The 12,916-nt window shown below is 37.2% G+C and carries 11 protein-coding genes; 4 read left to right on the top strand and 7 right to left on the bottom strand.

Annotation, left to right across the window (positions count from 1 at the left end):
• Positions 1–100: 100 nt before the first annotated feature.
• The 5 genes from era to IQ264_RS15350 all read right to left on the bottom strand — a co-directional run bounded on the left by era (position 101) and on the right by IQ264_RS15350 (position 6,992).
• Positions 101–1,054, bottom strand: coding sequence for a GTPase Era (gene era / locus IQ264_RS15370; RefSeq protein WP_193981671.1), 954 nt, complete (start codon positions 1,052–1,054; stop codon positions 101–103).
• Between the two features lie 42 nt (positions 1,055–1,096).
• Positions 1,097–3,829: an EAL domain-containing protein gene (locus IQ264_RS15365; RefSeq protein WP_193981670.1), complete on the bottom strand. Its 2,733-nt coding sequence runs from the start codon at positions 3,827–3,829 to the stop codon at positions 1,097–1,099.
• A gap of 644 nt (positions 3,830–4,473) precedes the next feature.
• The gene (locus IQ264_RS15360) at positions 4,474–4,956 is read right to left on the bottom strand and encodes an Hsp20/alpha crystallin family protein (protein WP_193981669.1); all 483 of its coding nucleotides are present in this window, start codon (positions 4,954–4,956) and stop codon (positions 4,474–4,476) included.
• Between the two features lie 646 nt (positions 4,957–5,602).
• Entirely contained in the window at positions 5,603–5,878 is a 276-nt protein-coding gene (locus IQ264_RS15355) for a hypothetical protein (RefSeq protein ID WP_193981668.1), read from the bottom strand.
• 205 nt (positions 5,879–6,083) lie between these two features.
• Complete coding sequence (locus IQ264_RS15350; protein WP_193981667.1) at positions 6,084–6,992, bottom strand: ATP adenylyltransferase family protein; 909 nt, start codon at positions 6,990–6,992, stop codon at positions 6,084–6,086.
• A 407-nt stretch (positions 6,993–7,399) separates the two neighbouring features.
• Between IQ264_RS15350 and IQ264_RS15345 the strand changes: the two genes are divergently transcribed.
• A complete protein-coding gene (locus IQ264_RS15345) occupies positions 7,400–8,206 on the top strand; it encodes a DUF4114 domain-containing protein (protein ID WP_193981666.1) in 807 nt (268 codons plus the stop codon).
• A gap of 108 nt (positions 8,207–8,314) precedes the next feature.
• Here IQ264_RS15345 and IQ264_RS15340 read toward each other — a convergent pair whose 3' ends face one another.
• Positions 8,315–9,448 carry a cob(I)yrinic acid a,c-diamide adenosyltransferase gene (locus IQ264_RS15340; protein WP_193981665.1) on the bottom strand — a complete coding sequence of 378 codons (1,134 nt, stop codon included), beginning with the start codon at positions 9,446–9,448 and terminating at the stop codon, positions 8,315–8,317.
• A 104-nt stretch (positions 9,449–9,552) separates the two neighbouring features.
• On the opposite strand from IQ264_RS15340, the gene fraC reads away from it, so the two are divergent.
• Genes fraC through IQ264_RS15325 form a run of 3 tightly spaced genes read left to right on the top strand, consistent with a single transcriptional unit; the run spans position 9,553 to position 12,006 of the window.
• Positions 9,553–10,119 (top strand): filament integrity protein FraC, encoded by a 567-nt coding sequence (gene fraC / locus IQ264_RS15335; protein WP_193981664.1) that lies wholly within the window; start codon positions 9,553–9,555, stop codon positions 10,117–10,119.
• A gap of 22 nt (positions 10,120–10,141) precedes the next feature.
• Positions 10,142–11,194, top strand: a complete 1,053-nt coding sequence (locus IQ264_RS15330; RefSeq protein ID WP_193981663.1) for a DUF5357 family protein — start codon at positions 10,142–10,144, stop codon at positions 11,192–11,194.
• Entirely contained in the window at positions 11,191–12,006 is an 816-nt protein-coding gene (locus tag IQ264_RS15325) for an ABC transporter permease subunit (protein WP_193981662.1), read from the top strand. The genes IQ264_RS15330 and IQ264_RS15325 overlap by 4 nt, the downstream gene beginning before the upstream one ends.
• Positions 12,007–12,030: 24 nt before the next feature.
• Here the strand turns inward: IQ264_RS15325 and IQ264_RS15320 are convergent, their stop codons facing one another.
• On the bottom strand, positions 12,031–12,831 hold the full coding sequence (locus IQ264_RS15320; protein ID WP_193981661.1) for an FkbM family methyltransferase: 801 nt from the start codon (positions 12,829–12,831) through the stop codon (positions 12,031–12,033).
• Positions 12,832–12,916 lie beyond the last annotated feature (85 nt).

Raw genomic sequence — 12,916 nt, 5'->3', positions numbered from 1 at the left:
ATTCCGCGAAATTCTTCATCTGCCTATCAGGTAGTAGGAACACCGCATCATTAATATTTTGTATCTCAGTAAACATTATAGATGCCGTGTCCCTACTCTTTTATTCTTCAACTTTGTAACCAAATTCAGCCAAACGTAGGCGAGATTGTCGCCATTTTGGTTGCACTTTCACAAATAATTCTAAATAAATTTTCCCAGCAATTAACTTTTGCATTTGTTCCCTAGCGGCACTACCAATTGCTTTAAGCATTCCGCCACCTTTACCGATTAAAATCCCTTTTTGAGAATCACGTTCAACATGGATTGTTGCCCAAACGCGAGTAATTGTTGCGGCTTCTTCTACTTGCTCAATTGTCACCGCTACTGAGTGGGGAACTTCTTCACGAGTTAACAGCAAAATTTGTTCGCGGATTAATTCGCCCATAATAAAACGTTCTGGTTGATCGGTAACTAAATCTGGGGGATAATAATAGGGGCCGGGTTCTAATTTGCTAATTAATAAGTCTTGGAGAGTTTCTATTCCTTCACTTGTCAGGGCGGAAAATTTAGCAAAAGGCCAATTATAATTTGTAGCTATTTGAATGTAACTATCATCTATAGCTTGATAATTTTTGGGTTGCTGGTCTGATTTGTTCAATCCTAAAATTATGGGAGTTTTGGTTTTTTCTAAGAGTTCGACAATAAAGCGATCGCCTCCTCCCGCCTCTTGGGAAGCATCTACCAAAAACAGCAATAAATCGACTGATTGAATGGCTACTTGGGCATTTTTTACTAGTACTTCACCTAAACGGTGATGGGGTTTATGAATACCAGGAGTATCAACAAAAATTATTTGGGCTTTTTCTGTAGTTAAAATTCCTCGCAGACGATTGCGAGTAGTTTGCGCTACTGGGGAAGTAATGGCAATTTTTTGTCCTACTAACAGATTCATTAAGGTAGATTTTCCCACATTAGGACGACCAATAATGCCGATAAAACCTGATTTAAACCCTGGTGATGCCACAGGGATAGTAAATATTTCTGATTGCTGGAAATTTTCTTCTTGGTCGTTCATTTGATCGTCAACCTTGATAAGTGCGTTTGTTCTGTATTATGCTTATGCCAAACTATCGGGGTTTAAATTATCTGGCTTTAGTAAGGTTTGAGTTTGATTATTGAGAAGTTCTGTAGCTGCTTTAGCGGTGACAGGCGGACTAAACAAGTAACCTTGAATACCATCACAATTTATCGATCGCAAAAATTTTAACTGTTCTGCTGTTTCTACTCCTTCGGCAATTAATTTTAAGTTTAGTGCGTGTCCTAAATCAATGATAGCAGTAATAATTGCCGCATCTTTGGGATGACTTATAAAATCATTAATGAATGAACGATCGATTTTCAGTTTATCTAAAGGAAATCTTTTTAACGACCACAGAGAAGAGTAACCTATTCCAAAATCATCCATAGAAACATGAATGCCCATACTTCTTAAAGAATGCAATACTGCAATTGTAAAGTCTACATCTTGGATGGCAATACTCTCTGTAATTTCTATTTCTAAATAGTCTGGGTCTAAACCTGTTTCATTTAATACTTTAGCAATAGTTTTGACTAAATCTTGTTGCTGAAATTGTTTAGCAGATAGATTTACTGCAATGCGGATTGGTGGTAAACCAGCTTGTTGCCAAAGTTTGTTTTGTTGACAGGCAGTTTTTAACACCCATTCACCAATTTGAAAGATTAATCCAGTTTCTTCCGCAACTGGAATAAAGTGATCGGGGCGAATTAATCCTTTCTCTACAGATTGCCAACGAATTAATGCTTCCATCCCCACAATTTTACCTGTAAATATATCTAATTGGGGTTGGTAGTATAATAAAAATTCTTCTCTTTGTAAGGCTTTATATAAATTATTTTCCAACACCATACGTTCTAAGGCTTTATCTCCGATCGCCGGAGTATATACTTGATAGTTATTCCGCCCTTTTTGCTTGGCTTTATACATCGCAGCATCGGCATTCTTTAGCAGTGTTTCTGCATCTTCTCCATCATAAGGAGCAAAGGAAATTCCAATACTAGCTTTGACGTAAAACTCTTGACCGTTGAAATTAAAAGGAGCACTAATTACGTGCAGAATTCGCTCTACAATATGAACAGCATTTTCTGCACTCTGAAGCCCAGGTAACAAGATAGTAAATTCATCTCCACCCCAACGCGCTACTAGGTCTCCATCGCGTAAACAAGCTTGCAATCTTTGGGCAACTTGTTGTAATAATTGATCGCCTGTAGCGTGACCGAGAGTATCATTAATGTTTTTAAAGAAGTCTAAATCGAGAAACACTACCGCCAGCATTTTGCTACCTTGTTGCAGGTGAGCTAATTCTAGGGAAAGGCGATCGTTAAATAGTAATCTATTAGGTAAACCAGTCAGTAAATCATGGGAAGCTTGATGTTTAATTGTATCTTGCACGCGCTTTTGCATTACAGCCATATAAAGATGTAATCCTAAAGCTTGCGCTAACTTAATTTCATCTTGGTTCCACTCTTTAGTTTGTCCTTTTCTGATGTCTCGCCAAGCTTGAAAAGATTTACGAGGGCGAGAATTTCTTTTGTCTTTTCTGAGTCTTCCTGCCCATAATGTTGCTGTCTCTATTTCATTTCTAAAGATTGTGAGACACCCAACACATTGTTGATGATATTGCAGCGGTACAATTAACAAAGAGCGAATCCCAGTGGATTTAAAAGCAGGTATTAATTCTTTAAATTGAGGTTCTTGGTAGATATCGGTAATAATATAAATCTGCGAAACAGGATGCTTATTATCTGGATGGTCTTGATTTATTAACGCTTGAGATTTACTTGAATTTTTGGGGAAAATATTAGTTGCGATCGGTGGTTTCATGAGTCCCCATGATTGCGATAAAATAGCAGGATTAAGATATTCAGCCTGCTTATTTTTGTCTAGGCCAATAATTTTTTGCCAAAACGAACTTTCTTCCAATTCTGCTATATTTGCTTGTTCACCACAGACAAAAACTTGTGCAGATTCCCCTATGCCATCGGGCGTAATATATAATCTGCCACCAGAACCATCTAGGACTTTAACTGCTTGATCGAGGACGGTTTGGCGAATTTTTAAATTGTTGATTGGTGAGTGTAAAATTTGGCTTATTTTATTGATTGTTGCTTCGTGATCTGCTTGATTTCTAGCGCGAAAAAGTAGATTAGATTGAGCGATCGCGATCGATAATTGATCGACTAACAATTGAATAATTTTTAACTCTCTCTCTGAATAGCGGCGCGGTTTTGCATGGTGAGAAACTAACAAACCCCAGAGTTGATTTTGGTGCAAAATTGGCACAGTTAACGAAGAACCCACCCCCATTGTAGATAGATATTCTATATGACACTCATCTACTGGACAGTAACTAATATCTTCTGAAATTAAGCTTTCTCCTGTATTCGGACAATCTAATTGACTGAGAATTTTTCGTCCAGCAGCTACATCTACAATTACCCTTTGACGGGCTTTTAAAAACATCTGACGTGCATGGTAAGGAATATCATCAGCGGGAAAATGTAGACCTAACAAGGAAGGTAAACGATGATGATAGATAGACTCTGCAATTACTTCTCCACTACCATCAGCATGAAATGAATAAATTTTTACTCTATCTGTACTTAAAAAAGCGCGGATTTCCTCTGCTGTCGTCGCTAAAATTTCCGGTAACTCTAAGGAACGACGAATTTTAGTCGCAATTCGATTCAGTAAGCTCTCCTCTGCACTGAGTGAAGCAGCCTCTGTTTCTTCTTGTAACTGAGATGTTCTTTCGCTTTCTTGTTGAGCCATGCTCTTAATTTAATTACTCCGATAAGCTATCATCATACTCTTATCTCTATTTAAGTATTTTCTCTTATATTGCATACTGAAAAAACTTTTACTATATAACTTTGTATCTAATTTTACTTTATTTTTCTTATGTATTCACCAAATTATATTTAATTTATTTAAATTTACATTAATTAAATAAATTTACAAACAAATTTATGGTAAAAAGTTCAAATTTGCAGTCCGATGGAAAAATTAGGCTGATTTTTCCATCTAGTTGATGCACCATTAACATGATTGTCCCATCCTCCATTCTCCAAGTGTGAATGTATACTCTGCACGGGCAAAAATATTCTTTTTAATTGAAGGGGAGGCTACGCAAATGCCCGTACTATTGAGTAAAAAAAGATCGATCTATCACGGTGAACAGTATAACCTAAATTTCTCTTATGTTCTAATTCATCAGTTCATTTTGCATAATAAATATCACCTCTGTAATTCTAGGAAGAAGATTACAGAGGTAATATTTATTAGTTATTCAGCTAATGATGTGCCAAACAGAAACAAACTATTAATTTAAGTTGCTAGTTACAAGTCTGCTCTTTCTTAGCCCCCCTTACTCAAGGGGGGAATAGGAAAGAATTAATAATTAGCAACTTGCGTTATTACTTGGTTTCAGTATTATTTGTTTCCGTGTTGTTTGTGTCTTCGTTACCAGCTAAATTCACTTTAAACACACGGTTTTTTGCTTCTTCTACCTTTGGCAAAGTCAGGGTGAGAATACCGTTGTTGAAATTAGCTTCAACTTTGTCATTTTGCACCGCTACAGGCAAATCAACTACTCTTTCAAATCTGCCATAGCGGAATTCAGAACGGAAGAAACCTTCTTTTTCAGTTTTGTTTTCGTAGTTATGTTCACCACGAATAACAACTGCATCGCGCAAAACGCTGATGTCTAAATCTTTCGCTTCTACTCCTGGGATTTCAGCTTTTAATGTTAAGTTATTGCCGTTATCTTGCAATTCAACTGCTGGCTTCCATAAGGTGTTTTTTGTAGGAGTAATTTCAGCAATGTCGTCAAACATTTTATCTAATTGACGGTGGAGAGTTTCTACTTCAATGAAAGGACTCCATCTAAGAATAGCCATAACTGCGTCTCCTTGTTTTCCTTAGCTATTGTTTGTTTAGCGGTTTGATTTACATTTTTATGATGTCCCAACTAACAATAATTGTTTATGGTGAGAACCGTAAAATAATAGTAGAAGTCTCCACATTTTCCGTCAGTTACTATTTTGACAAATCAATGGTGTAAAAACCATACTAAACTAGGTAGGGTATTCCTCACTACCTAAATTTTTGATAAAAGAGATAATAATTACTGGGTCTGTAACGGTTTTGAAAATTTAGCGAAAGCAGTTCGACTCTGCTCAGAACCCTTTTTTATTGATGTCAGAGCTGATTATTCAGATTAAAAATGCACTTGCTGATATACACCTTAATTTGCTGTCAAATGTTTTCTAGCACACAGCTAGAAAAGGCTTGGTAAGGGTAGAATTATCTTAAGCTACTTCAACAGAAAAACTATTATTAAGTAGAGTGAATTATGCTGACCATTTTAATGATTTTTGGGCCGATGACTTTAGCGATCGCCTACGTAGTATGGAGCGAAAACCAAATGAGTGGTAGGGTATAAAAATTATCCAAAAATTACTCACCCTTAACCAGAAATTTACCCATTAAAAACCATGAGGAATCGCATTTGAGTGCGATCGCCTGGACAGAGCAACAGATAAATTAAGTGTATCCTTTATCCTCGAACATCTCCTCACAGCAAACTTGGGTAACACCTTTTAAACCCAAACTTTCTAAGTGAGAGATCCATCGATCTGGACTGTCATTAATTTGCAAAATTCCCAAAATTTCTGCAACATCTGCTACCTCTGGAATTGTGGCAATTTTAAACCCTTGCCAATCAGCATCTAAACACAACCAATCTGGAAGGTTCTGTCGATCGAAGTTTTTAGAACTTTTCCATTCTGCTCGAAAGCAATACATTTTACCTTTTAGCATCGTACTCCTATCTTTTAAACTTTCAATATGTAATAATTGTTTTCACAAATTAAATATTGCAACCCATTCTAAATAAATTCCGTAACTAACATCACCGAAGGGAGTTCTCTGAGCAGAAGAGTAAGGGCGTGTTTTGTTGTTAATTAGTCTGCTGTGATTACAAAATTATCTGCTCTCACCCGCCCCTACAAACTCAAAACTTTCCTTAATTCCAAGGTTGAGCAACTGCTGTCAAAATGTTTAAAGGGCCAGTGTCCAGAAGCAATTGTTTTTGTTCTTGATTGCGAACTAATAAAGCGCCTGCGAAACCTAAAGAATTAATCGAAATGCCTTGAAAAAATTCTTGCGATCGCGGTACGATCATCATCCATTCTCTAGTTGCTAATAAATTGTAAGCACCATTGGGGCGATCGCCAATTTTTTCACAATCATTTAATAAACCCACAGCTTTCTGCAAATTAAAATAACATTTGAGCGTCATTTCTGCCGCAACATCTGGCGAGTTAATCCAACTAGGATCGAATTTAGCTATGGCATGAACAAAGGGTAAATCGGGAATTTTCCCTATACCTGCCTCGAATTTAGCAGTTTTCAGCAAAGGTGCGATCGGCATTTCCTCTCCATCATCAACCAAAGGCAAAGGAACTAACTGCAAATGCTTGTGTCGTTGACTAGCTCCTGCTATTGCCCCAGAATTATAAAAAGCCAAACCATCAATTTCTGCTAAAGTTAACCACATCGCCTGAAAATCTGCCCAATCTAACCAGCTTTCCTGCTCAGCAAAAGCGCGAGTAACTATTAACAAATGATGCTCCACAACATTAAACTTATTCAGCAAACATACATGAGAATCGGAAATATCTGCCACAAATAAATCTTCCTCATAAGGTAAAAAAGGATTAAAGTCTTTATCCTTTTTCGCAGGCGATTTAGCAGCATCTTTCCGTACCAAATTAGCTAAAATTCGCACCAAAAACCGAACTCTCCCTTGTTCGACAAACTCATAACTAGTGGGAATACTTTGCAATGCACCGCACTTGAGAGCATACTCAGTCTGTTCAACCAAGCGTCTCCACAAAATACTAGACTCCTGCATTGGTTTTGCTTCCGTCATCGTTAACAATTTTACTTTCAGTATATTTTTGTATTATAAATTACATTCGTTGAGAAAACTTATGTTTACCCGTTGACCTCATCTTTATAAATCTGCTCTAGAATAATAAAATTTTTTGAATAAATAGTATAGTAAAGTTGCACCCCAAAGAAAGCAGTCAATTACACGGATGGCCTAACTCCAAGCCTGGGAGATTGTGCTAAAACTACGTATTTACACTGAAGCAAGCTGACTCTAGATTATATGCAACAGGTAACAATTCAGTAAAAACAGGGTTAAAAAAATCCGAAACAAAACGGTTGTGTTTTGAATCTCTTATAGTGTGTGCGGAACTTACTCTGCCGAAATTTTAGTAGAGGTTCCCAGTTTTTAGCTGATAAACCATAATTAAACAAGCAAAGGAATTTATGAGCAGGTTTTTCACCTTTACTACAGTAGGACTGCTAGCCTTGGGTACAGTATTCGGTTCTGGCGAAGTAGCAACAGCAGTTTCTTTTGGCCCGTCTTCTGAGGAAAAGTCCTTACAAGAACTTTTGGACGCTATTACAGTAGATGGCCCCAAAATTGATACAGTAAACGCTCAAACAGGTTTCGATCTGTTTACGAACACTGCCAGTAGTGGTTCTGTTGCCACTTTCATGTTTGAACTAACTAGCAAGGCTTCTATCAGCAAGTTTGGTATTTACAATCAAAGCGGTGTCAAAGCTCAATTATTTGGTGGAAGCAACGATGTTTCAGATGGTGCAACTGTAAACTTTTTAGGGAATGGCAATGTAACTATTTCTACTATTGGTTTTCCGCCAGGAAATGCACCATCTCCTAGCATTACAACATATACTGGTTTTGGTAATGTTTTTGGGTTTTATATAGAAACTGAACAAGAAACATTTTACACTCAAAATAGCCGCAATCCAAATGGTTCTCAACAAGCTGTAATTTACCAAGGAAACAATCAAACAACTCTGCAAATTCAAGGTAGACAACCTGGAGTTTTTACAGATAATGAATTCATCATTGCTTTTGAAGATTTACTGCGGAGTATTCCAGGGAATTCTGATAGCGATTTCCAAGATTTGGTAGTTCTTGTTGAGTCAATTAAACCTACTTCTGCTATTGCTATTCCCGAACCTGGTACAGCTAACACTTTGTTAGCATTTGGCTTGGGTAGTTTTGCTTTGATGCTCAAAGGACAAAGGAGAAAGTTAGAAAGTTAAGTATGGGGACTGGGGATTGGGGAGTGGGAAGAAAGTTTTGAGTGAGAGAGTTTTGAGTTAAGGAGTTTTCCTGCTCTCCTTGTCCCCTTGTCCCCTTGTCCCCTTGTCCTAAAAATCTACTCCTCGCTTGAGTTCTACGCCTCGATCGGCATAATGTTTATGACAAATCATTTCGGAGTGAACGCTAGCAAGATCGAAATATGCGGGAGGATTGAGGCATCGACCTGTGATAATAATTTCTGTATCACGAGGTTTTCTTAGTAATGCTTGAACGATCGGTTCTTGAGGTAATAATTCTAAGTCAACTGTGGGATTAAGTTCGTCGAGAATGATCGTTTTGTAGAGTCCAGATGCGATCGCACTTCGCGCAATTTCCCACCCTCTTTCTGCTTCTACATAATCTATTTCTCGTTGTTGTCCGCGCCAGACGATCGCATCTCCACCACAACGATGATGATCCACCAGAGAAGGATAACTTTGTTGTAAAGCAGCGATCGCAGCATCTTCAGTATAACCACTCCCACCTTTAAGCCACTGCATAATTAATACTCGGTGAGACTTATCTTGACTGATTCCCCTACCGATAGCTTGTAAAGCTTTACCTAATGCACTGGTAGATTTTCCTTTACCCGCACCTGTATAAATTTCAATTCCCTCTAGCCCTTTTTCCAGAGACATTGGGTGATCGTGAGGTTTCATTTCCGAATGTAAATCAGCGATATCTAGCAGTGCTTGGGGTGCAGCTCTCCCAGTGGCAATGATTTCCACTTCCTCTGGTTTATTCTTTAATGTATGGATTACTTCCTCTACTTTGAGCAAACCTAAATCTAGCACTGGATTCAGTTCATCCAAAACAATGACAGAATATAAACCAGATGCGATCGCCCCTTTAGCAACATCCCATCCCCTTTGCGCCTCCATTCTGTCAAAGCGAGTAATCTCCTCTTTGGCAAAATACTCCGCTCTCCCTGTGCGAACTTGGTCAATCAAATGGGGAAAACCTTGCTGTAAAGCCGCTATAGCTCCGTCTTCATCATACTGTCGTCCGGGGCCTTTGAGAAACCGCAGCAGCAACACCCGATTTTGCGCCCCGGAGTTAATTCCTAAGCCAATTGAACGCAAAACTACGCCTAAAGCTGCTCTAGACTTACCTTTTCCCGCACCATCGTAAACATGGATTTGTCCCGTAATTCGTTCCGAACGCATCTGCGCTGTGCGAATACCTATTCCTACTCTCGTCATTTTGCTTGATTCTCGTCGCTGTTGTTGCAGATATTTAATATATCGTTAATAGTCGTGAGTCATCGGTTGTTCGATCGACAATTATTATTTTCCGTATCATCATAATGATAGAAGATTTATGGTTAGTGTTACCTTTACGAGCAGTTGTGTTTCAAAGTTTACTGCTCCTCATATCAATTGCTATAGAAAGTGTAGTTTTACAAAGAATTTTAAATATTAGTCGCAAAACTGCCACAGAATATTCAGCAATCCTAAATCTGTTATCAACATTTATTTGCTGGTTATGCTTTTTCTTGATTCAATCCATTCCCCTAAAAACTTTACAAATACAATTAATTCGTTATGTATTTTATGCTCGGTTTATCTCTCCGAATCTCTTCTCTGATTTCCAAAATGGGTTTTATTTTTTATTAGCTAGAATTTGTATAATATTAATTGCTTTAATAATAGAATTAATTGGTTTAGATTTTTTATTAAACTTTATTGCGGCTCAAGAGCTAGAAATTAAGCACTTAATTAGTAGCAAGGAACCTGAAGCAACAGAAAATAAAAAGAGTCGTTTCCAAAAATATCGAGAAAGCCAATTAAATAAAATTAAATTCAAAGCTACATTTTGGGCTAATTTTAGTAGTAATATTTTCATTTCTGCTTTAATTCTAATAGTAACATGAATTCAACTACCATAATTTACCAATGACTAAGTTGCTCCAAAGCTTTGCGTGGCTAATTAATTTAATTAAACCACCTCGTATTTTTAGCTGGCAAACAGTAATCTTAATAAGCATTTTTTTCTGGGTAATTTCATTTTTAGTTGGGTTAGGATGTGATAATTTAAGATTACAGAATATCTTCTCTAGCTTAGGATGTCTAGCGGTTATTTTCGGTGTTGGTTGGTTCTCCTTAGAAAACCCTATAATTGTTCAGGGATTTTCTTTAAGTACTTGGATTTGGGTAGAATTAGTTTGTTTATTTGTGGCTAGTTGGTGGCTAGATATTGCCCCATTTATTTGGATGATTTGGCCTGCATTATCAGCAATTTTTGCCGCGTGGCCAGAATTCTTTGCCGTGCAAAAGAAAATTAAAAATCTAGTAAATGAACAACGTTTCAAACTGTTAATTTGGATTTTAAGCCACTTAATTATTAGTTGTTGGATACAATTTAGTTTAATTATTCAAGATTGGGTATTGCAATATCCTAGCCTTTTAGCTGATAATTTAAGCCAGAGTGATTTCATTGTGAAAATTCAACCTTTTTCTCGTCCTATTAGTGGAGGTGAGAGAGTTTTTAATGCAATGGAACGACAATTAAAAATACAAATAGATGGTAAACTTTGGGTAGTAGTTGAGAGTTGGTTAAAGAATACCAATCAACGAGAAAAACTGCTAACCGAAGCAAAGAAAGAGATTTCTGGTGTTGCAGAAAAGCACTTATGGAATTTTCGCACAGAAATTACAGCTCAAAAAACAGGATATAATTTGTTGATGATAGCAGAATGGCAAGGGCCTAGTTATAATCCTCAAGGTTATTTCCTAAAAAAGGTCTGTCAAGTTAACGCAGTGACTCGACAACCTACCCCAGTTAAAGCTAAGTTGAGGCGAGAGAGGAAAAATAATAATGCTAGGGTAGCAACGACACCACAGGTAATAATTACAGCAAAACCTGTAAAAGTTGCTAAGATTGAATGCCAATCTGTTACCAAACAAATCATCGAACAAAATCAGCTTAAAAATTCTCCAAAATTATGAATATAGACGAAAATAAACCGACAAAATTTGATAGTATTCTGGGCAGAATTTTGGTAATTGCTTCTCATGTATTCCGCGAAATAATTCGCGATCGCGTACTCTATTTAGTTGGCTTATTTGCAATTATATTAATTGGAAGTGCCGGATTTTTACCCCTAGTCGCTGCTGGCGCACAAGATAAGATTCTCTTAGACATTGGTTTAGCAGCTATGGGAATTATTGGTTTAATTGTGGCGATTTTTATAGGCACTGGGTTAGTAAATAAAGAAATTGAAAAACGCACAGTTTTAGTATTAATCTCCAAGCCTGTTAGTCCAGCAGAATTTATTGTCGGAGAACATCTTGGGTTATCAGCCATTTTAGCTGCATTGTTGATTTCCATGTCAGCAATTTATTTGTTATCGCTGTTATTTACTCAATCCAGCTTTTCATTTTTGAGTATTCTGACAGCAGTTTTTTTCCTTTGGTTAGAATTATCTTTAATTACAGCCGTAGCCATTGTTTTGGGGGTATTTACTAGTTCTTTAATAGCTACTTTATTAACTTTTGCTGTTTATTTAATGGGACATCTCAGCCCAGATATAGTTAAATTAGGCAATTTAGCCAAAAACCCGACCCTGGAAATGGTGACACAAGGAATATACTTAATATTGCCAGATTTGTCCCGGTTAGATTTAAAAAATCAAGCAATTTATGGTTTGACTTTACTACCCAATAGTCAAACTTTATTCCTCAACTTTCTTTATGGCATAGTTTATATTGTATTGCTGTTAGCGATCGCCACAGTAATCTTCTCCCGACGACAATTTTAATTAACATTCTCAATAATTGCATTTCTAGGGATTGTACCACCACTTTGGTAACGGAAGATGAGGCTTATTAGCCTGGTTATCATCATCCAAAGGATGAGGAAAAACAGTAGTAAATGATGGATTTTTCACCCGATCGTTCCGCAAGAAAGTAAACTCTGCTACTCTGGGAATTTCTAACCCTTGTATAGTAACAGAAGCACAACAATTATTAGGGTGGATATGTACACAAGTGTGTGTCTGAAGAATTTTTTCAAATGTATGTGAAGCTAAGCGAAAAAACGGTTTACTCCAGAGTACGTGAAGGTCATGAAATTCAGCAACGATAATCCTAAAACGACTCATTAGTAGATTCGATGCACTGATAAATGTTTCATATTCATATCCTTCGATATCAATTTGTAGTAACAAATCCTCCTGCGATTCGGGAAGAGATGTTGTTACCCAATCATCAATAGTCATAAATTCATCGTTGGTCGTAATACCTATATGTTTTTTTGTGAAGTGAAAGCGTTCATGGAACTCCGCTGGCTGTTTTACAGATTTATCAGCCAAGAATACACTCATTCCCAGATCTGCACAATCCTTCTCAAAACCAGATATGTCGGAAACACCAGGGGAAAAGCAAGCTTTAATTCCTGTAAGATCATCTGGAATCAGATACCCCCCATCTCCCTTAGGCCCCAAACGAATCAATTTCTTATCTGAGGATATCGGTCGTAATTTATGTACTAATAATTCAACTTCCTTCTTGTTAGTCAACCGAGTTGAATAGGAATTTACGGCAGCTAAGGTATCTTTGGTTAGCTGTTTAAAAAATTGTTTCACTCTTAGTCCTCAATCTACAAAGTGAATTTGACTTATTTTAGTATTCCGACTGGAAAGGCAGATGGGGAGGTGGGGAGATGGGGAG

Origin of the sequence: [Phormidium] sp. LEGE 05292, from assembly GCF_015207735.1 — a bacterium.
Lineage (GTDB): Bacteria > Cyanobacteriota > Cyanobacteriia > Cyanobacteriales > Aerosakkonemataceae > Floridanema.
The sequence above is the reverse complement of the archived record's forward strand: the minus strand, read 5'-3'. Positions and strand labels throughout refer to the sequence as shown.